The following is a 19,765-nucleotide window of genomic DNA, read 5'->3' as shown; positions in this document are numbered from 1 at the left end:
CTAGTGCTTAACCGCCTAAGGCAAAAATGCCCATCACCAGGATCGACAGCAGTAGCCCTGGAGTCAGCATCAGTGCCAGCGTAATCAGTTCGTGCATTTCCATAGGAAATAACCTTTCAATTTCATCTCGATCGAGGCTTAACCCTTCTATTGTGGCGTATTCTTCTCGATGCCGTTTTCTCTCAAGGAATGCTTAACAAAAGGGGAACTGCTTCACATCGCCAGATCCACCGAAACGGGCTATGATCGGGCGGAAGATTCGGCCACGTGATTCGCCAGCTTGATTCGCCAACTTAATCTTATCGCCCCTTATCTGTCGCCCCTTTAATCGATCGACGCCTGCCTCCTATGTTGAAATCCTGGAGTGCCTTTTCGTCCAAACCGTCCTGGCATCGTCTCACGCCCTATTTGTTTTTGCTGCCTGCGCTGCTGCTGCTGGGGCTGACGGTGTTTTATCCGGCACTGCAAGCGTTTTTTCTCAGCTTCACCCGCTACGAGTACGACATTACCGAGCCGCCAATCTGGATTGGCTTCGAGAATTTTCAGCGACTTCTGACCGATCCTATCTTTTGGAAAACCCTGAGAAATACGATCGTCTATCTGGTCGGCGTTGTCCCAATCCTGGTGATGCTGCCCCTCGGTTTAGCCATTTTGGTGAATCAGCCAATCAAAGGCATTCGCTGGTTTCGTGCCGCCTACTATACTCCTGTGGTGATCTCGATGGTGGTAGCAGGAATTGCGTGGCGATGGCTCTATGCTGAGAACGGCTTGTTCAATCAGTTTTTGCAGTGGCTCAACCTCTCTCAGGACGGCATTCCCTGGCTCACCAGTCCTCGGTTTGCCCTAATCAGCGTCATGATCGTCACGATCTGGAAAGGCTTGGGCTACTACATGGTGATCTATCTGGCGGGACTTCAAAGCATTCCGGGTGATTTGTATGAAGCAGCGGCGATCGACGGCTCCGACGGCTGGCGCAAACATTGGGATATTACGGTTCCCCTGATGCGTCCCTATCTGCTGCTCGTGGGGGTCATCTCAGCCATTTCTGCCACCAAAGTCTTTGAAGAAGTGTTTATCATGACCCAGGGCGGACCACGCAGCAGCTCTAAAACCCTGGTTTACTACGTCTACGAGAAAGCCTTTCAGGATCTCGAAATTAGCTATGCCTGCACGATCGGTTTAGCGATGTTTTTGCTGATTCTCACCTTGTCGATCGTCCGTCTCACGATTAACCGCCAGCCCACCACCGACCTGACGTTCTAAGAGATTAACCCTTGCCAAAACAACGTCTTGATGCGCTTTTAGTTGAACTGAATCTCTGCACTTCTCGACAGCAGGCACAGCGGCTGATTCGGGCGGGAGAAGTGATGGTCAATCAGCAGCGAGTGGATAAGCCAGGAACCGAAGTTGACACCGCAGCCCAGATTCAGGTCAAGCAAAAATCGCCCTACGTGTCGCGGGGGGGTGAAAAGCTGGCAAAAGCACTGCGGGTTTTTCAAGTTCCGATCGCCGATCGCGTTTGTTTGGATGGCGGCATTTCGACCGGGGGCTTCACCGACTGTTTGCTGCAAGCGGGGGCAAAACAGGTTTACGGCATTGATGTGGGCTATGGACAGGTCGCCTGGAGGCTGCGGCAAGATCCGCGGGTGATTTTGAAAGAACGCACCAACCTGCGCTATCTGAAACCGGAAGAGTTATATGGGGACGATTACCCCGAAGGGGGAACTGCTTCGCATCGCCCCTACCCGGATCTGGGCGTGATCGATGTCTCGTTTATTTCCCTGACCAAGGTGCTGCCCGCTTTCTGGGATTTGCTGCAAGCCCCACGCGAAGCCATTTTGCTGGTGAAGCCTCAGTTTGAAGTGGGCAAAGAGAAAATTGGCAAAAAAGGCGTTGTGCGCGATCTCAAGGATCAGGCAGGGGCGATCGAGCAAGTGTTGCAGTGTGCGGAAGCTCTGGGATGGCACGATCGCGGGCTTACCTGGTCGCCCCTACTCGGACCCGCCGGAAACATTGAATATCTGCTTTGGCTCAGCGCAGAACCTTCAGAGACATCCAGAAATCGCCTCCGTGACGACCCTGCCTCCACTCGCCAATCCTTACAGGACTTGACTCAAGCTGCCTATCAGGATCTCAACGCCGCAGACGCTCCCACAGCAGACTAAACCTCTCGTCCCATTCGCCGCAGCAGCTCTTGCACCACGACTGCATCCTGAGCATCGGGAGTTTGCAGCAGATAGTCTTCGAGATCTTGGCTGGCTTCAGTCCAGCGTCCGGTTTGGTAATACAGCAAGCCTCGATCGCGCTGATCGGTCGGTGAGTCAGGAAACAGCAGCAAAATTCGCTCAATAGTTGCCAGCGATCGCGGAATGTCGCTTCGGGTCAGGTAGATGGCTTTCAGGTTGTTCAGCATGCGCGCCAAAAAATAGCGGGCAGTCACAGGCTCCAGGAATTCGGGACGGAGTTCGATCGGTCTGCCGTAAATTTCGCTGAGCCGCTGCTGACAGTCCTCCGCAAACATGACTTCGCCCTGCCGAAACGGATCGACAAAAATCTGCATTTCACCCACCACGGGACGAATCAAAAAATGCCCTGGCATGCCCACGCCGACCATCGGAAACCCTAGCCGCCTCGCCACTTCCAGGTAGACCAGCGACAGCGTGATCGGAATTCCCGCCCGGCGATCGATCACTTGATTCAGGTAACTGTTATCCGGGTCATAGTAATCGTCTGTATTGCCGTGAAACTTGAGGTCTTCGTAAAGGTACTGGTTGATAGTTTTAATCGTGCGAAGCGGGTAAGCCTCTTGAGGCAGCCGTTCAGTGATTTCTGATGCCATCGTATCCAGCGCGTTCAGGTATTCCTCAACGTCCAGATCCGGGTATTCCTCTTGCGCCAGATAAAGGGCAGCACGCGCCAGATTAATCTCTTCATCAGGCTGATGGATTTCCTGGTAAAATCGCTGCCGCGCCAGGGGAAAGTCCATGCGGGTATCCTTTCAAAACGTATCTCACCTATTCAGTTTAACCGGTCTTTAATAATCCTTTCCTGAGCCATATTTCCAGGCATCCTGCCAGCGATCGAGCCGATATTGCCACGCCTCAGACTGAGTTTTTTCGAGGGGAGTCGCGGAAATCAGGGGGTTTGCAGGGAGAGAAGACAGAAGATGATACAGTCCCAGATTAGCGAAGTGTTTTGTCCACTCCAGTAGGGCAGCGACTCCCACCTGGGAAATAATTTTAAGCACGATCGCCGGGTGCTTGATCCCAACCTGCATCAGCGTTTGAAACAGCGCAGGAAACTGCACCACATCCTGAAGAAACGGCTTCAGCACCGGGTCGCCAAGCTGCTGCATTTCCTCAAAGACGGCAGACAGCAGCCTATTAATTTGGTTGGGATCGATCGTCTGCTCCACGCCCACGCTCATTGCCCGCTGAAAGAGCCAGGTGACGGTGAGGCTGGGCTGATAGGGTTGCAGCAGATTTAACGATCGGCGATCGAGCTGATTGCTTCGCAGGGCGGCATCGGTTCCCGCTGTTAATCGCTGCAAATGCCGAATCATCGCACCAAATCCGCCAAAGCTCAAAGGCGACTGTGCCCCGCTGCTATCCCCGATCGCCAGAAACCGGTCCCAGGGCGACTGTAGCGGACTCTCCCGATAGCAGGGAAAAAAGCCGAACAAAGCCCGCTTGAACTGAAGCTGCGCCAGATCCACCTGTTGATAGTTCGGTAGCAAAGTGAAGTAATCCTCAAAAAGCTGCTCTAAGCTGGGGCGATCGGGATGAGCATCCAGATAGGTAAACAAATAAGTTGTGCGTCCATCTCGCGCCGGAAACGCTTCCCAAAAATACTGGCACTGATTCTGAATGGGTGTCATCGAAGCAAACAGATCGCCCGTCTGGTTTTCCACAAAGCCATCCGCGCAGGTTCCCACCACCAGACAAACCGCATCCGGCTTAGACCCGCTGCGAACCTGACGGACGATCGGCGAAAAGTGCCCCATCGCATCGATCAGTAAACGCGCTGTCAAACTGGAATTCCCACCTGCATGATTTTCGAATTCAGTCCGAGATTCGGTTTCGGATTTGCTTTGAAATTTATCTTGAGATTCAACGGAAATCTTTACCCCGTTTTTGTGAACGATCGCCCCTATGAAAGCAGTATTCTCCAGCAAATATCCCCCGGCTTCCAGAAATCGCTGCTTGAGTCGCTCCAGCAAATACACCGGATCAACGCCCACGTTCAGCACGTCGTTCACTGCAAGATTAACGCCTTGATGAAAGCGAATGTTTACCGGATTAAATTCTGTAGCGATCGTTTGTTCTAATTCTGCTGCGGTCAGCAGTTCCATTTCCGTCAGAACGTGCAGCTCTTTGCGCGAAATATTCCATTCCTGGTCGCGTCCCCGCAGTGTTCCCCGTTCGATCAGCGCAACCTTCCACCCCTGTTGTGCCAGTGCTGCTCCCAGCAAAATTCCCAGCGTCCCCCCACAAATCACTACATCCCACGCTGTCGCCTCCAGAGCACTCGCATTGACGCGCACAACTTCGGTTACGGGCAACACGGTTTGATTAGATTTGTAGGACTGCCACAGGAGATCGGCCTGCCGCAACCCCGCTAAAACATTGCCAGGAATCTGCGACAAAACTTGCTCAGTCAGGCTCATGCGCTGCTCCTCTATGCCCATTCAAGATGGCTCACAATTCACAATGGTTCACAAAGCGACCCTATCGGATTTCTCACCGATCGCCCGATGGTAATGCCTTTAACTCATTGTCTGGTATCGCTGTCTGGTATCGCTCGATCACCGCCGCCATTTCACCCATCCAGGAAAGCATTCAGGTCGGGCACGACAAGGTTAGACAGCAACAGCGAATCCCCCCGCAAAAACCGAACATCCCCCAACTCGCCCCACCGAAACCCGACAAATCACAGTCAGATTAACCCCCTGACGCGCTTTCTCAACCCACCGATAAATCAACGTAGATCCCTCAATCTTCAATCATCCTAAACACCAATCCCAGTTCCTTCACCCACTTTCCTCAAACCCAAACCAACTGCCCACTCCCTCATCCCCCTGTTTCCTCCCCTTCTCATCTCTTTAGAGATCGAATTTGAAGCTTGGAAAAACTTTAGTTCAGGCTGAAGTAAACCCTCAAGGTTACCCCTCAGGATTCGGTAGAATGTTTGGGGCTAACTGTTTTAATCAGGCTTTTGATCAGTTCGATTAGTGCTGCGCGCAACTTCAAAGGAACCGCAGCCACCCATATTCATCTGCTCTTGCGAACCGCGACCCTATGAGTTGACCATGCACAAAATCTTTGATTTGCACGTCGTTGAAACCCGCCCGTTGATCAGTCCTGCGATGCTCCATCACGAGCTACCCATTACTGAAACCGCTGCCACCCTGGTTGCCGAAACCCGCGATCGAATCCGTCATATTTTGCAGGCAGAAGATCGACGACTGCTGGTGATTGTCGGACCCTGCTCGGTGCACGACGTGAATGCTGCGCTGGAATATGGCGAAAAGCTAGCAGTGCTGCGAAAGGAACTCGAAGACGATCTAGAAATTGTCATGCGAGTCTATTTTGAAAAGCCGCGCACAACGATCGGCTGGAAAGGCTTGATCAACGATCCTCACCTAAACGGCAGCTACGACATCAACACTGGACTGCGTGTTGCCCGCAAACTCCTGCTCGACCTGGCACAGCTCGGACTCCCCGCTGCAACCGAACTGCTCGACCCCATTATTCCGCAGTATATTGCAGACGTGATTTCCTGGACGGCGATTGGCGCACGCACCACCGAAAGCCAGACTCACCGCGAAATGGCATCGGGGCTATCCATGCCGATCGGCTTTAAAAACAATACCGATGGCAGTCTCTCAGCGGCGGCAAATGCGATGCTGGCAGCCAGTCAGCCCCATCGTTTCCTGGGAATCAATCTAGACGGCTTGGCAAGCATTGTCACGACCACGGGCAATCCTGATGGGCATCTGGTGCTGCGCGGCGGCAAGCACGGTCCCAACTACGACACCGATCACGTTCAGCACGCGGCGAAGGAACTGGCACGCCTGAAGCTCAACACCCGCATGATGATCGATTGCAGCCATGACAACGCTGGAAAAGACCACCAACGCCAGCCCCTCGTCCTAGAAAACATTGCCGAACAGCTTACCGCGGGCTCAAAGCACATTATGGGCGTCATGGTTGAAAGTCATCTGGTGGAGGGCAAGCAGTCGATTCCGCAAGACCTCAGCCAGTTGACCTATGGGCAAAGCATTACCGATGCCTGCGTCAATTGGAGCGCGACGACCGAAATGCTGCGATCCCTGGCAAAGTCGGTGACGAAACAGTGTTTGCAGCTCAAGTAGCGCAAAGCGGTTTTGCAGAACTAATCTGCATTCATCCGCGTTCATAAACGAAACAAGAGCAGCGATCGAAGCAGGAATACGCCGCTAGAGAAGCACTGCCTTCACCAAGGGAGCAGCCCTCTGCGCTCCGTCCTACCGGGAACTGATGAATAAACGATCGCGCTCAATTAAATCGTGATAAGCTAAAAAATAAGGGGCATCAGCCCCTTTCCGTTTTAGTATTGTGTAGTGAAGAAAATACAGCCCTAGCAGGTTTCGGTGATTTTTACCCTGAGCCGCTCAGTTCCGAAAATGCTCTTCGGGATGGGAGCTGAACCAGCAACGCTCCAAATGGTGGATATGATGCCGTCTCCAGAAGCGGTGAGGGCTCAAGATAAGCGGACGGTTGCTATCAAAGACGTGCTGGTTGAGATACTGCCAAATCGGGAAGTTGAAATTGCGGCTCTTGAAAGTCATGATGAATTGCGTGTAAGGATGACGAAAACGGAACGGGGATTCGGTCTATACGAGCTTAACATCTATCCTAAGGTAGATTCCGATCGCTCTCTTAATAGCTTGCCCAAAACTACCCCCGATTTCCCATCCTTTTACAAAGAATGTATTGAAATTTTGCACTTTGTTGAAGTTATCCCTGCATTCGGCGCATTCCGCTTGCCGCTGCCTGATCTTTGAACTATATTTGATGGTTTTCTCAAGCGGTGAGTTCCCAGAAGGCTTGTAGACCTAGAAACATAAAAACAGCACGGGCAAAGGATTGAGGTCATCCTACCCGTGCTATTGCTGAATTTTGCTGTGAAACGACGCTGAGCCGACACTCATCCGACTCCGAACCCAACAGTTAGCTTTTCTGCGAATCCCTAACCCTGCGCGAATCCATCAGCTTTCAATATCCAGATCAAATATCCAGATCCATCAGGTTGATCTTCGAACCGTGGGTTTCGATGAACTCGCGTCTGGGAGCCACCCGATCGCCCATTAGTACGGTAAAGATTCGGTCTGCTTCGGCGGCGTCTTCAATTTCGACTCGCTTCAGGGTACGCGTCTCCGGGTTCATTGTGGTATCCCAGAGTTGCTGCGGCATCATTTCACCCAGACCCTTAAATCGCTGAATTTCGTACTTGGCGTTTTCTGGGAATCCGGCAATGATTTGATCTCGCTCTCGATCGCTGTAGCAGTAGTAATGGTTGCGTCCCCGCTCCACCTTATAAAGCGGCGGGCAGGCAATGTAGACATAGCCCTGATCGACCATCGATCGCTGATAGCGGTAGAAGAAGGTCAAGAGCAGGGTGCGAATGTGGGCGCCGTCTACGTCCGCATCGGTCATAATCACAATGCGGTGATAGCGCAACTGGGAAGCGTCAAACTCTTCGCCCTTGATGCCCAGACCGAGCGCGGTAATCAGTGCCTGAATTTCGGCATTTTTATAGATCTTCGCGTCGTCGGTTTTCTCGATGTTGAGGATCTTGCCGCGCAAAGGGAGGATTGCCTGAAAGCGTCGATCGCGCCCTTGCTTTGCCGAGCCGCCTGCGGAGTCACCTTCTACGATGAAGATTTCAGATTCACTGGGATCGCGAGAGCTACAGTCTGCCAGTTTTCCGGGCAGCGTCGAGGATTCCAGCACCGACTTACGCCGCACCAGTTCACGGGCACGCCGCGCCGCCTCTGCCGCATTAAACGCCTGAATCGCCTTTTCCAGAATCGAATCTGCTACACCGGGGCGGAACTCCAGATACTCGGTCAGGGTTTCACCCACGAGCGAATCGACAATGCCACGCACTTCGGTATTGCCCAGTTTGGTCTTGGTTTGTCCCTCAAATTCGGGGTCAGGCACTTTCACCGAGATCACGCCCGTTAGACCTTCCCGGATATTTTCGCCTGCCAGATTGGACTCGTTTTCTTTGAGCTTGTTGCGCTTGCGGGCGATCGCATTCATGGTACGAGTCAGGACGGCTTTCAGTCCTTCTAGGTGTGTGCCACCGTCGATCGTGCGAATGTTGTTCGCAAAGCCCAGCAGATTATCGGTGTAGGCATCGGCGCACCACTGCAACGCCACCTCGATCTGCACGTTATTGCGCTCGCCGCTCACGTAGACCACTTCTTCGTGGATGGCTTGCTTGTCGTGGTTCATGTAGGTGACATACTCGCGGATGCCGCCTGCATAGAAATAGGTTTCGATCCGCGTCTCGCCGTCTTTTTGCAGTTCCAGGCGATCGTCCCTGAATGTAATCTTGACTCCGGCATTCAGATATGCCAGCTCCCGCAAACGACCCGCCAGCGTGTTGTAGTCAAACTCGATGCCCGTGGTAAAGATATCAGTATCAGGCTTGAACGTCACCGATGTTCCCGTGCGGCTTTCTTGGGTCGGCTGCACCTGCATCTCGCCTGCGGTGATGCCCCGCTCAAACCGCATCTTGTGCTGTTTTTTGTCGCGCCAAACGGTGACTTCGACCCATTCCGACAGCGCGTTTACGACCGAAATCCCCACGCCGTGCAGACCACCAGACACCTTATAGCCGCCGCCGCCAAACTTACCGCCTGCGTGCAGAATGGTGAGTACGGTTTCGAGGGCTGATTTGCCTGTGCGAGCGACGACATCGGTGGGAATGCCGCGTCCATCGTCTGTAACGGTGACGGAGCCATCGGCATTAATGCTGACTTCAATCTGTTTACAGTAGCCTGCCAACGCCTCATCAACGGAGTTATCCACAACTTCGTAGACTAGATGATGCAGACCTCGCGGACCTGTGCTGCCGATATACATGCCCGGACGCTTGCGGACTGCTTCCAAGCCCTCCAGGACTTGAATCTGATCAGCACCATAATTTGTCGTCATGAATGAAGTGCTCCTAAAATTGCTTGAGGCCCACTTTTACCTCAAAACATCAGATCATACAGAAATTCTAGCACAAAAGGGTTTCAGACGGTTTCTGAGCGGTCTGAGGCGAACTTTTAAAAGGGGATCGAATCTCCTTCTAATCACCCCACTTGCGCTGCTGTCCCTGTGACCCCCCTGAACAAGCCAGAATGAGTCAGAGAAATACAGATGTACTAAACGCTTCTGTCCCTATTTTAATCGCGATCGGTGGGGCAACGGCAACCGGAAAATCAAGTTTGGCGATCGATTTAGCCCAAAAGCTTCCGGGCGTGATTTTGAGTGCCGATTCGCGGCAGATTTACCGGGAGTTTGACATCGGCACTGCCAAGCCCACGATCGCCGAACGTCAGCAGGCTCTCCATCACCTGATCGACCTTTGTGACCCCACCGAAACGCTGACTCTGGCAGATTATCAAACCCTGGCACAGCAACAAATCGATCGTCTGCACCAGTCGCAAACCGCGATTCCTCTACTGGTGGGCGGTACGGGGCTCTATATTAAATCAATCGTGCGCGGCTTAAAAATTCCCAGAGTAGCTCCGCAGCCCGAACTTCGATCGCAGCTTCAGGCGTTAGGTCAACCTCAGTGCTATGCGATGCTGCGGCAGGTTGATCCGGTTTCGACCGAAAAGATTCACTGCAACGATCGGGTCAGAACTTTGCGGGCATTAGAAGTGTTTTATGTCACGGGTCGTCCGATTTCGCAGCAGCAGGGCGAACAACCGCCCCCGTATCCGATTTTGCAGATTGGGCTGGATGCGAACTGGGAGCAGCTCACGCGACGCATTGAGCAGCGTACTGCTCAGATGATTACCAATGGCTTTGTCGAAGAAGTCGATCGCCTTTGCCAGAAATATGGAGCCGATTTACCGTTGCTCAACACCCTGGGCTATCAGGAAATCAGGCAGTTTCTTTCCGGTGAAATCTCCCTGACAGAGGCACAATCGCGCGTCGTTTTGCATACCCGACAATTTGCCAAGCAGCAGCGTACCTGGTTTCACGCCGATCGATCGATCGAATGGTTTGATGCGGATGCGCCAGATTTAAGCGATCGAGTCATGAAGCGAGTAAAGGAGTTTGTGCAGATCGCCGCAGGAAATTTTCCCCCGTTCGATAGGAGGACGTTTAAAATCAGCTAGCGGTGAACTGTCCCCCCAGAATGTGCTGTAAAAGCGCTCGGATCAGTCACTTACCATCGGTAAGTAAACCACCATTAGAAAGCGTTAAAGCACGTCCTAGAGGGACGAGTCAGAGCAGGAACGCTAAATTGGAGTCACCGTCACTGTCGATCGCTCTACCAACAATTGATAGGGTTCGTTGCGTCCCTGTTCGCTCTGCACCCGCACATAGTACGTTCCCGAAGCCAGGGTGGGCGCAAACAGCGTGTCACTATCACCGCCTTCCACGTTACTAAACAAAAATCTGCCGCTCTCGGTCATTACCGTACGTCGCTGGCTGTCTAGAATCGAGAAGGCGATCGGGTCTGCGTTGAAATCTGAGCTACTGAGACGGGCAGAAATGCGGCTGGTGTTGTCTACGCTGAAGCGGTAAAAGTCAACGTCGCTGCCGCCCACCGTTCCCGATTCAGAGAAAAGATCGCCCGGTCGCAGCGTACCGAGATTGACCGACTGATCAAATCCCGGGGTCGGTGAGGAAGAGCCAGACTGGGATAAGTTCAGATCATAGTCTTCGTCCCGTCCGTTTTCGCTCTGAATGCGGAGAAAATAAGTTCCTTTTGCCAGTCCTCTCACGGAGATCGTCTGGCTCTCCCCTGCTTCAACGTTGGCAAACAGAAAGTTATCTTGGGCTTTCACCACTTTGCCCTGACGATTTAGCAGGCTAATGGCGATCGGTTCATCGCGATCGCTTTTGTTATTGAGCGTCGCAAAGATTTTGCCCCGGCGATCGAGCTTAAATTTAAAGAAATCGAGATCGTCACCGCCTACGTCCCCGGAATAGTCGTAGCTTTTGCCGCGCTTGATGCTGCCAATATTTTCGGCATTCTTCAGGCTGTCACCATAGTCAGATAAGAAGTTAAACAAGCGGGTGCGATTGGCAAATGGGTTGTCCTGATTAGCGGGACGAGACGAAGAGTTGAACAGCATGGGTCAACAGCCTCAAATGAGTGCAGAATCACAGTGATTCTGTAGGTTCCATCGTGTATTGACGGTGCTGTTTGTAATAAAGTTCCTGAGTTAAGACGACGGCTGGTTAAATCGACCTTTTTGTCGGGTCTGGCAAATATTTAAATTGAATCTCGCGTAATAACGTCTAAATCTCGCGTAATAACGTCCCGATCGCTGACGCTCCTTTTTAAGGTTCTGAAATTCGCAGTCATCTCGCTGAATTTGGGTCGTCTCCAAGCATTTACAGCTTGAAAAGCCATTGTGCGATCGAGCAGACGATGAAAGAAAAACGTTTGAGAATCGGTGATGCCACAATGAATTAAAACTGTAAATTGTTAAAAAATCTCAACACTAGCGCAAACGAGTTGAAGTGTATCGCTAGATAGTGTACCGCTAGATCAAAAACAAGCAAAAGGGACATGGCTTCATGACACTGCTGGATAGGACCTGCTGGATAAGACGCTAAGAATCAGTGAAGCCCACCAGAATATCGAAATGAAGCAAGATGAGCAGCGGAAATTTTACAATAAAGACAGACAACAAAAATAGAAACAGGTTCTTAACACCCCGCTATGTCTCACTATCAGCAAGCGATTACCATTCAGACCAACGGCAAATCTCTCCATAAAATCACCTCAAAAGTTGCGGCGATCGTTGCTGATGCGGGAATTCAAACCGGGCTTTGTACGCTGTTTCTTCGCCATACCTCTGCCAGTTTGATTATTCAAGAAAATGCTGATCCAGACGTGTTAAAAGATTTGTCTAACTTTCTGGCGAAACTGGTGCCCGACGGGTACAACTACATTCACAGCACCGAAGGACCGGATGATATGCCTGCCCATATTCGCACCGTCCTGACTCACACTTCAGAGCAAATTCCGATCGCAAACGGTCGTCTTGTACTGGGAACCTGGCAGGGTATTTATGTGTGGGAGCATCGAGATCACGGCCACCGCAGGGAACTGGTTGTTCATCTTTCAGGAGATTAGGCAGGATTTTTTCGGTTTGCCCCAGTCGTTTTGCTCCAATCGTTTTGCCCTAATGCTCTCGCTGCTGAGAACGATCGCTGGAACGATTACGTTTCAGTTTGTGAAGTTCAGGTCGCAGTAAGCGCGTTTGATCAAGGCTATCTTTACGGTTTGTAACTCCCGTAGAGGTAAGGGGGGCGTTCAGGTTCTAAACTTTTAAGAATCAGCAAGCAGACTCCTTTTAGTAAATCTATGTTTCCGACCCATCGCCCCCGTCGCCTTCGTAGCCATCCGCAGCTCCGCCGCATGGTGCAGGAAAACGTTTTGACGACCAGCGATCTGATTTATCCGCTTTTTGCGGTTCCGGGTGAGTCGATTGCTAACGAGGTGCGATCGATGCCGGGCGTTTATCAGCTTTCGGTTGACAAAATTGTCGAAGAAGCAAAAGAAGTTTACGACCTGGGAATTCCCGCGATTATTCTGTTTGGCATTCCCGCCGACAAAGACACCGATGCCACCGACGCATGGCATGAGTGCGGCATTGTTCAACGCGCAACCACTGCGGTAAAGGAAGCCGTCCCTGATCTGATCGTCATCAACGACACTTGCCTGTGTGAATATACCTCCCACGGTCACTGCGGCTATTTGCAAGTGGGCGACCTGACCGGGCGCGTGCTGAATGATCCCACGCTAGAACTGCTGAAAAAAACGGCTGTGGCGCAGGCAAAAGCAGGAGCTGATATTATTGCGCCCTCCGGGATGATGGATGGCTTTGTGCAGGCAATTCGATCGGGTCTGGATGAAGCAGGCTATCAGGATATTCCGATCATGTCCTACGCTGCAAAATATGCTTCGGCATACTATGGTCCGTTCCGCGATGCAGCAGAGTCTACTCCACAGTTTGGCGATCGTCGCACCTATCAGATGGACCCGGCAAATGGCAAGGAGGCCCTGAAGGAAATCGAACTCGACATTGCTGAAGGTGCAGATATGCTCATGGTGAAGCCTGCTCTGGCGTATATGGACATTATCTGGCGCGTGAAGCAGGCAACCAATCTGCCTGTCGCTGCCTACAATGTCTCTGGCGAGTATGCAATGGTGAAAGCGGCGGCGCTAAACGGCTGGGTCGATGAACAGCGCGTCGTGATGGAAACGCTAACTGGCTTCAAGCGATCGGGCGCAGACCTGATTCTCACCTACCACGCGAAGGATGCAGCTCGCTGGCTCAACGGCTAGTCGCTCAACTCATTCGCCCCCTTGCAGAGATTCGTTACTTTGTAGATTCCTAAACAGCCCCTTCCCAGCCCGGTGAGGGGTTATTTTTCATCACCTGTTTGTTGAGGGCGTGGTTTTGTCAACATCCTTACTAAGGCGACAGAGAGAAGCAACAGAGAGAAGCAACAGAGAGAAGCAACAGAGAGAAGCAACAGAGAGATAGGTCAGGCCGCGATCGTGACTTCTCAAACATCCCTTTAGAATTAAAGGCAGGGCGATTCTGCTATGGCACTCAGTAGGGCACGAAGCGAGACATGAAACGAATTGTTCTAATTGCGGGGTTTGAATCTTTTAACGCTGATTTATACCGTCAGGCAGCACAGCAGGCGCAGTCTCGCTGTTCCGATCTGGAGATTCAGGTCTTTAGCGATCGAGATCTCACGTCTCAGGCAGCGCAAGTCGAACAGGCATTACAAAGCGCAGATGTCTTTTTTGGCAGTTTGCTGTTTGATTATGATCAGGTCTTGTGGCTACGCGATCGAATTGCATCCATTCCGATTCGGCTCGTGTTTGAGTCTGCGCTGGAGCTGATGAGCCTGACGCAAATCGGCAAATTCAGCATTGGCGACAAACCGAAGGGAATGCCAAAACCTGTACAGTTTATCCTCAGCAAATTTGGCGGCACGCAGCGCGAAGAAGATAAACTTGCCGGATATCTCAGCTTTTTAAAGGTGGGACCGAAACTGCTCAAGTATGTACCAATCGGCAAAGTGCAGGATCTTCGCAACTGGCTAATTATCTACGGCTATTGGAATGCCGGTGGTTCTGGGAACGTTGCGGCTCTGTTCTGGTTTCTGGCGGAGCGATATCTGGGGCTTTCGGTGGGAGAAATTCCAGAAACCATTGAAACGCCGAATATGGGTTTGCTTCACCCGGATTATTCAGGCTATTTTGCATCACCGCAGGCGTATCTAAACTGGTACTTTCAGGATAATTTAGGGCGATCGAGTTCGGTTCAACCAGGAATTCACCCAGAGGTTCACAAAAATATTCATTCAGAGATTCCTGAAAATATTTGCGCTGGTTCTCCGATCGTTGCCATTTTGCTTTATCGCAAGCACGTTATTACAAAGCAGCCCTATATTCCCCAGTTGATTCGGCACTTTGAAGCGGCCGGTTTAATTCCCTTACCGATTTTTATCAACGGGGTCGAGGGCCATGTGGCAGTGCGGGATTGGCTCACGACCGATGATGAGCAACGGCAACAACAGCAGGGAAATCGGGAAATTCTATCGCTGATGCCAGAAGCCGCCAGAATTGACGCGATCGTTTCAACCATTGGATTTCCGCTGGTAGGAGGTCCGGCAGGCTCGATGGAGGCGGGTCGGCAGGTAGAGGTGGCAAAGCGAATTCTCAGCGCGAAGAACGTGCCTTATTTTGTCGCGGCTCCCTTGCTGATTCAGGATATTCATTCCTGGACAAGGCAGGGAATTGGCGGTTTGCAGAGTGTGGTATTGTACGCGCTGCCAGAGCTGGATGGAGCGATCGATACCGTGCCCTTGGGCGGATTGGTGGGGGATGAAATTTATCTAATTCCAGAGCGAGTTAAGCGGCTCACCGGACGGGTCAAAAACTGGATCGCGCTGCGACAAAAAACCGCCGCAGAACGCAAGATTGCCATTATTCTCTACGGCTTTCCGCCCGGATACGGCGCAGCGGGAACGGCAGCCCTGCTGAATGTGCCAAAGTCGCTGATCAAGCTGCTGCAGGCCCTGAAAACCGAAGGCTACTGGCTTGGTGACAGCCGATTGCCCGAAGACGGAGAGGAATTAATTCGCCAGGTCAAACAGGCCGATGAAGCGTTTGCCTCTGAGCAGGAGGATACAGTTCAAGTTAATGCCAGAACGCTGGAAAAATGGCTCGGCTATCTGTTCACAAGCCGGATTGAAAAACAGTGGCAGTCTTTAATCGCAAGTGGCATTAAAACAAGCGGCGATCGCTTTCAGATTGGCGGCATTCAGTTAGGAAATCTGTGGATTGGCGTGCAGCCTCCCTTAGGATTGCAGGGTGATCCAATGCGGCTGATGTTTGAGCGAGATCTTACGCCTCATCCTCAATATGCTGCCTATTATAAATGGCTCCAAAATGAGTTTAGGGCAGATGCGATCGTTCATTTTGGAATGCACGGCACGGTCGAATGGCTTCCTGGTTCTCCGCTGGGCAATACAGGCTATTCCTGGTCGGATATTTTGTTAGGAAATCTGCCAAATCTCTATCTTTATGCTGCGAATAATCCTTCAGAGTCGATTCTGGCAAAGCGGCGTGGCTATGGAGTTTTAGTGTCTTACAACGTGCCACCCTATGGTCGAGCCGGATTGTATAAGGAGCTGGTTGCGCTGCGAGATTTCATTGCAGAGTATCGCGAAGATCCAGAAAAGAATTATCTGCTGAAGGAGGCAATCTGCAAGAAGATTCTGGATTCAGGGTTGGATACAGATTGTCCTTTTACAGAAGCCAAGCGATCGGGAATTGAATTCACGCCAGAAAATATTCGGCTGTTTAGCAATCATGCGTTTGATGATTACCTGATTCGGCTTTATGAATATTTGCAGGTGTTAGAAAATCGGCTCTTTTCTTCTGGTCTACACATCTTGGGGGAAACTCCTGGTGCTGAAGAATTGCAAAGCTATCTCCAAGCTTATTTTGGCGATCGACTACCCGATGAGATCATTCATGCCGTTTGCACAGATTCACTTAACCCAACTCAAGCTCAATTGACTGATTCTGAAATTCAAATCGCTCTCCAGATCAAAACTCTGCTGAGCCAAACCACCGACGAACTCACAAATCTGCTGCGCGGACTCAACGGCGAATACATTCCTCCGGCTCCGGGCGGTGATTTGCTGCGAGATGGAATCGGCGTTTTGCCCACCGGACGCAACATTCATGCGCTTGATCCCTACCGGATGCCCTCAGCCGCCGCCTACGAGCGGGGACGAAAAATCGCCCAAACGCTCATCGCTCAGCATTTGCAAGAGCACGGCACTTACCCTGAAACGATCGCCGTCATGCTCTGGGGATTGGACGCAATCAAAACAAAAGGAGAATCGATCGGCATTCTTCTCGAACTGGTAGGGGCGGAGCCTGTGAAAGAAGGAACCGGGCGGGTTGTGCGCTATGAGCTAAAGCCGCTTTCAGAACTGAACCATCCCCGAATCGATGTGCTGGGAAACCTCTCTGGGATCTTTCGCGATAGCTTTGTGAATGTGATTGAGCTATTAGACGATCTGTTCCTCAGAGCATCCACGATCGAGGAACCGATCGACCAAAATTTTATTCGTAAACACGCTCTTGCTCTGCAAGCCAAGGGCATCGATAACGCATCTGCAAGACTGTTCTCAAACCCTTCCGGTGATTTTGGTTCACTTGTGAACGATCGCATTACAGATTCTAACTGGGAATCGGGCGATGAATTGGGGCAAACCTGGACAGGGCGCAATACCTTTAGCTACGGACGCCAAGACAAAGGGCAGGCTCGTCCAGAAATTCTGGAAACGCTGCTGAAAACCACCGATCGCATTGTGCAGCAGATTGACTCAATCGAGTATGGCTTGACCGACATTCAGGAATACTACGCGAACACGGGCGGACTAAAAAAAGCGGCTGAGATGCAGGGCGATCGAAACGTGACCGCCAGCTTTGTGGAAAGTTTCTCGAACGACACCACCCCCCGAAAGCTGGAAGACTTGCTGCGAATGGAATATCGCACGAAACTGCTCAATCCCAAATGGGCAGAAGCAATGATCGCTCAGGGTTCGGGCGGGGCGTATGAAATTTCTCAGCGCATGACAGCTTTGATAGGCTGGGCAGGAACCACTGACTTTCAGGAAACCTGGGTCTACGATCAGGCAGCCGCAACCTACGCGCTCGATGCTCAAATGGTAGAACGGCTGCGGCAGGCAAATCCAGAAGCGTTTCGCAACATCGTCGGACGAATGCTAGAGGCACAGGGACGCGGATTCTGGCAACCCGACCCCGAAACTCTGGCACACCTGCGGCAGCTTTACCAGCAAACCGACGAAGAGTTAGAAGGCGTAGTGACTCAATCGTCGTGACTCAATCCATGACCTGACTTCAGCAGATCGATTAGACTTACATTGAATTACGTGTAAACTTACAGCTGCCAGAAACCAATCTGCAAAGATTTTTGCGGCACGACGATCGCCCCGACATACCCCGCAGCAGGCACGAATTGATGCAGCTTCCATTGTTTGACCGAATGGTCGGCAGGAAGTCCCAGCAGTTCGGCAGGTTGACCGGGTAACAGGGTGATTGCCACCTGATCCAACGGCAACGATAAACCGCTCCCGATCGCCTTCAAAAATGCTTCTTTCCCCGTCCAGGCACGAAAAAAAGCAAGCGGCTGCTGGTTGACCGGAAGCGACTGAAAGGCCTGCCGTTCTTCGGGCGAGAAATAGCGGCTGACAATTTGTTCAATCTGCTGCACCGGACGCAACTGCTCGATATCAATGCCGATCGGGTCATGCTGGGTCACGGCATAAAGCACTCGATCGCCCGAATGCGCCAAATTAAATGACAGCAGATTAGATCCGATGAGAGTGGGTTTGCCGTATTTTCCATATTCAAAGCTGAGGGTGCTCGGATCGCACTGAAGGTACTGGCTCAAAAGGTTTCGCAGGATGCCGCGAGCGAGAATAAACTTTCTGCGATCGCGCTCAAATCGAAATCGGGCGGCACGGTGCTGTTCGTCTGCACTCAGCAAGGGAGCCAGCTTTTCCACTTCGGCATCCAAGCAAGTCAAATCCGCCTGCCAAATGTGAACCTCCCGATCGGAAAGCTGCAGATTAGAAGGCGGCACTGTCCAGGAACAAACTTCAAGCATGAATCACCGTGATATTCTGAACGAGGCTCTGACCCAGTTAGCTGACCCGATTCTAGATGAAAATTGCAATTATCACGTCTGGATTTTTGCCTGTGGTCGATGGCGTAACGGTAACGGTTTGGCAGAGGCTGCAAAAACTGAGCCGGGATAGACATCAAGTGCTGGTGCTGTGTCCCGACTATCAGCCGATCGCCACCCTATATCCCCACTGGCAGCAGTATGTGGGCAACATTCTACCGGGGGTGAAAATTGTGCCGCTCCAGAGTGAGCCGTTTCTCGATTTGCAGTTTGAGCGCAATATAAGCGGCAAGGCATATCCGGCACTGATGCGAGAACTAGAAGCGTTTCAGCCAGAAATCATTCACGTGGACGAACCCGATCGCCTGCATCTCAGTATGCAAAAAGTGGTTGGCGTTGCGTATGCAAAGCAGCACCAGATTCCCTGCGTTAGCTTCTTTCATACCAATCTGATTGAATACATCGAAGATTATTTGCCGCTTCCAAAATTCATCATCGCGATACTTCAGCGGATTTCGCGTCGGATTGTGCGGGGCATCTACAATTCCTATACTGCAACGTTAGTCAGCAGTGAAGATGCAGGTCGAAAACTGATTCAAATGGGCATCAAAAATATTGTTCGAGGTGAGTTTCTCGGAATTGATCTCTCCCAATATCGTCCTGAACTGAAACACGATCGCTTCTTTGCCGAAAAATATCATCTGCCCTCGGTCGATCGCAAAACCAAGCTCACTTTTTTAGGTCGCCTCACGCCGGACAAAGGCTGGAAATTTACGCTCAAGGCATTTGAAACGCTTGCTCCATCACTTGATCGAAGCTCGATCGCCCTGCTGATTGCCGGAGACGGACCCATGGAAGTTGAAATCCGCGATCGCCTCCGAGCGATTTTGCCCGAAGTGCATTTACTGGGACGCATTTCCCCAGAAGATGTCCCTGCTCTGCTGATCAACAGTGATCTGCACATTACCGCATCCCAGAAGGAAACCAAGGGTCTCACCGTTCTGGAAGCCGCCGCCGCAGGAATTCCAGTCCTTGCCCCTCGTGCCGGAGGCATTATCGAAAGCATTCAGCCCGGCACAACAGGCGAGCTTTTTGAACCCGATAATATCAACGATTTCAGCCAAAAACTCAAAACGCTGATCGATCGCCCTTCACTGCGTCAACAAATGGGAGAACAGGCTCGAACATTTGCAGCAGAACACTCCTGGGAACAGGCGATCGATCGATTGGTGAACGTTTGGGAAGAAAAGGCGGGAGAGGGAAGAAGGAGATAAAGGAATGAAGAAG

At 51.6% G+C, this 19,765-nt stretch carries 15 protein-coding genes; 10 read left to right on the top strand and 5 right to left on the bottom strand.

Annotation, left to right across the window (positions count from 1 at the left end; all coding sequences use genetic code 11):
* Positions 1 to 348 precede the first annotated feature (348 nt).
* Entirely contained in the window at positions 349 to 1,263 is a 915-nt protein-coding gene (locus NDA02_RS10980) for a sugar ABC transporter permease (protein ID WP_348254956.1), read from the top strand.
* Between the two features lie 11 nt (positions 1,264 to 1,274).
* Positions 1,275 to 2,165, top strand: coding sequence for a TlyA family RNA methyltransferase (locus NDA02_RS10975; protein ID WP_348254954.1), 891 nt, complete (start codon positions 1,275 to 1,277; stop codon positions 2,163 to 2,165).
* Here NDA02_RS10975 and NDA02_RS10970 read toward each other — a convergent pair.
* Complete coding sequence (locus NDA02_RS10970; RefSeq protein ID WP_348254952.1) at positions 2,162 to 2,986, bottom strand: SirB1 family protein; 825 nt, start codon at positions 2,984 to 2,986, stop codon at positions 2,162 to 2,164. The two genes, NDA02_RS10975 and NDA02_RS10970, sit on opposite strands and share 4 nt — an antisense overlap.
* Before the next feature lie 48 nt (positions 2,987 to 3,034).
* Complete coding sequence (locus NDA02_RS10965) at positions 3,035 to 4,666, bottom strand: FAD-binding oxidoreductase (RefSeq protein WP_348254950.1); 1,632 nt, start codon at positions 4,664 to 4,666, stop codon at positions 3,035 to 3,037.
* A gap of 26 nt (positions 4,667 to 4,692) precedes the next feature.
* Here NDA02_RS10965 and NDA02_RS10960 point away from each other — a divergent pair, with 26 nt between their 5' ends.
* The 3 genes from NDA02_RS10960 to NDA02_RS10950 all read left to right on the top strand — a co-directional run bounded on the left by NDA02_RS10960 (position 4,693) and on the right by NDA02_RS10950 (position 7,045).
* Positions 4,693 to 4,944, top strand: coding sequence for a hypothetical protein (locus tag NDA02_RS10960; protein ID WP_348254948.1), 252 nt, complete (start codon positions 4,693 to 4,695; stop codon positions 4,942 to 4,944).
* A 364-nt stretch (positions 4,945 to 5,308) separates the two neighbouring features.
* A complete protein-coding gene (locus tag NDA02_RS10955; protein WP_190793670.1) occupies positions 5,309 to 6,373 on the top strand; it encodes a 3-deoxy-7-phosphoheptulonate synthase in 1,065 nt (354 codons plus the stop codon).
* A 258-nt stretch (positions 6,374 to 6,631) separates the two neighbouring features.
* Entirely contained in the window at positions 6,632 to 7,045 is a 414-nt protein-coding gene (locus NDA02_RS10950) for a hypothetical protein (RefSeq protein WP_190793671.1), read from the top strand.
* A 223-nt stretch (positions 7,046 to 7,268) separates the two neighbouring features.
* Here the strand turns inward: NDA02_RS10950 and gyrB are convergent, their stop codons facing one another.
* The gene (gene gyrB, locus NDA02_RS10945) at positions 7,269 to 9,206 is read right to left on the bottom strand and encodes a DNA topoisomerase (ATP-hydrolyzing) subunit B (protein WP_190793672.1); all 1,938 of its coding nucleotides are present in this window, start codon (positions 9,204 to 9,206) and stop codon (positions 7,269 to 7,271) included.
* A gap of 191 nt (positions 9,207 to 9,397) precedes the next feature.
* Between gyrB and miaA the strand changes: the two genes are divergently transcribed.
* On the top strand, positions 9,398 to 10,387 hold the full coding sequence (gene miaA / locus NDA02_RS10940; protein ID WP_190793673.1) for a tRNA (adenosine(37)-N6)-dimethylallyltransferase MiaA: 990 nt from the start codon (positions 9,398 to 9,400) through the stop codon (positions 10,385 to 10,387).
* A 123-nt stretch (positions 10,388 to 10,510) separates the two neighbouring features.
* Here the strand turns inward: miaA and NDA02_RS10935 are convergent, their stop codons facing one another.
* Positions 10,511 to 11,353 carry a pre-peptidase C-terminal domain-containing protein gene (locus tag NDA02_RS10935; RefSeq protein WP_348254946.1) on the bottom strand — a complete coding sequence of 281 codons (843 nt, stop codon included), beginning with the start codon at positions 11,351 to 11,353 and terminating at the stop codon, positions 10,511 to 10,513.
* A 593-nt stretch (positions 11,354 to 11,946) separates the two neighbouring features.
* On the opposite strand from NDA02_RS10935, the gene NDA02_RS10930 reads away from it, so the two are divergent.
* The 3 genes from NDA02_RS10930 (at position 11,947) to bchH (ending at position 17,672) form a co-directional block, all read left to right on the top strand.
* Positions 11,947 to 12,363: a secondary thiamine-phosphate synthase enzyme YjbQ gene (locus tag NDA02_RS10930; protein ID WP_190793675.1), complete on the top strand. Its 417-nt coding sequence runs from the start codon at positions 11,947 to 11,949 to the stop codon at positions 12,361 to 12,363.
* A 231-nt stretch (positions 12,364 to 12,594) separates the two neighbouring features.
* Positions 12,595 to 13,578: a porphobilinogen synthase gene (gene hemB / locus NDA02_RS10925; RefSeq protein WP_190793676.1), complete on the top strand. Its 984-nt coding sequence runs from the start codon at positions 12,595 to 12,597 to the stop codon at positions 13,576 to 13,578.
* A 293-nt stretch (positions 13,579 to 13,871) separates the two neighbouring features.
* Positions 13,872 to 17,672: a magnesium chelatase subunit H gene (gene bchH / locus NDA02_RS10920; protein ID WP_190793677.1), complete on the top strand. Its 3,801-nt coding sequence runs from the start codon at positions 13,872 to 13,874 to the stop codon at positions 17,670 to 17,672.
* 59 nt (positions 17,673 to 17,731) lie between these two features.
* On the opposite strand, the gene NDA02_RS10915 is transcribed toward bchH, so the two are convergent.
* Complete coding sequence (locus tag NDA02_RS10915; protein ID WP_190793678.1) at positions 17,732 to 18,460, bottom strand: 4'-phosphopantetheinyl transferase superfamily protein; 729 nt, start codon at positions 18,458 to 18,460, stop codon at positions 17,732 to 17,734.
* 56 nt (positions 18,461 to 18,516) lie between these two features.
* Between NDA02_RS10915 and NDA02_RS10910 the strand changes: the two genes are divergently transcribed.
* Complete coding sequence (locus NDA02_RS10910) at positions 18,517 to 19,752, top strand: glycosyltransferase (protein ID WP_190793679.1); 1,236 nt, start codon at positions 18,517 to 18,519, stop codon at positions 19,750 to 19,752.
* Positions 19,753 to 19,765 lie beyond the last annotated feature (13 nt).

It is taken from the genome of Leptolyngbya sp. ST-U4 (assembly GCF_039962215.1).
GTDB lineage: Bacteria > Cyanobacteriota > Cyanobacteriia > Elainellales > Elainellaceae > Leptolyngbya_A.
Note: the sequence above shows the minus strand (reverse complement) of the source record. Positions and strands in the feature narration are given on the sequence as shown.

Coding starts and splice junctions, on each gene's coding strand:
- NDA02_RS10980 (WP_348254956.1), top strand. CDS start 349: ATGTTGAAATCCTGGAGTGCCTTTTCGTCCAAACCGTCCTGGCATCGT.
- NDA02_RS10970 (WP_348254952.1), bottom strand. CDS start 2,986: ATGGACTTTCCCCTGGCGCGGCAGCGATTTTACCAGGAAATCCATCAG.
- NDA02_RS10965 (WP_348254950.1), bottom strand. CDS start 4,666: ATGAGCCTGACTGAGCAAGTTTTGTCGCAGATTCCTGGCAATGTTTTA.
- NDA02_RS10960 (WP_348254948.1), top strand. CDS start 4,693: ATGGCTCACAATTCACAATGGTTCACAAAGCGACCCTATCGGATTTCT.
- NDA02_RS10955 (WP_190793670.1), top strand. CDS start 5,309: ATGCACAAAATCTTTGATTTGCACGTCGTTGAAACCCGCCCGTTGATC.
- gyrB (WP_190793672.1), bottom strand. CDS start 9,206: ATGACGACAAATTATGGTGCTGATCAGATTCAAGTCCTGGAGGGCTTG.
- miaA (WP_190793673.1), top strand. CDS start 9,398: ATGAGTCAGAGAAATACAGATGTACTAAACGCTTCTGTCCCTATTTTA.
- NDA02_RS10935 (WP_348254946.1), bottom strand. CDS start 11,353: ATGCTGTTCAACTCTTCGTCTCGTCCCGCTAATCAGGACAACCCATTT.
- NDA02_RS10930 (WP_190793675.1), top strand. CDS start 11,947: ATGTCTCACTATCAGCAAGCGATTACCATTCAGACCAACGGCAAATCT.
- hemB (WP_190793676.1), top strand. CDS start 12,595: ATGTTTCCGACCCATCGCCCCCGTCGCCTTCGTAGCCATCCGCAGCTC.
- bchH (WP_190793677.1), top strand. CDS start 13,872: ATGAAACGAATTGTTCTAATTGCGGGGTTTGAATCTTTTAACGCTGAT.
- NDA02_RS10915 (WP_190793678.1), bottom strand. CDS start 18,460: ATGCTTGAAGTTTGTTCCTGGACAGTGCCGCCTTCTAATCTGCAGCTT.
- NDA02_RS10910 (WP_190793679.1), top strand. CDS start 18,517: ATGAAAATTGCAATTATCACGTCTGGATTTTTGCCTGTGGTCGATGGC.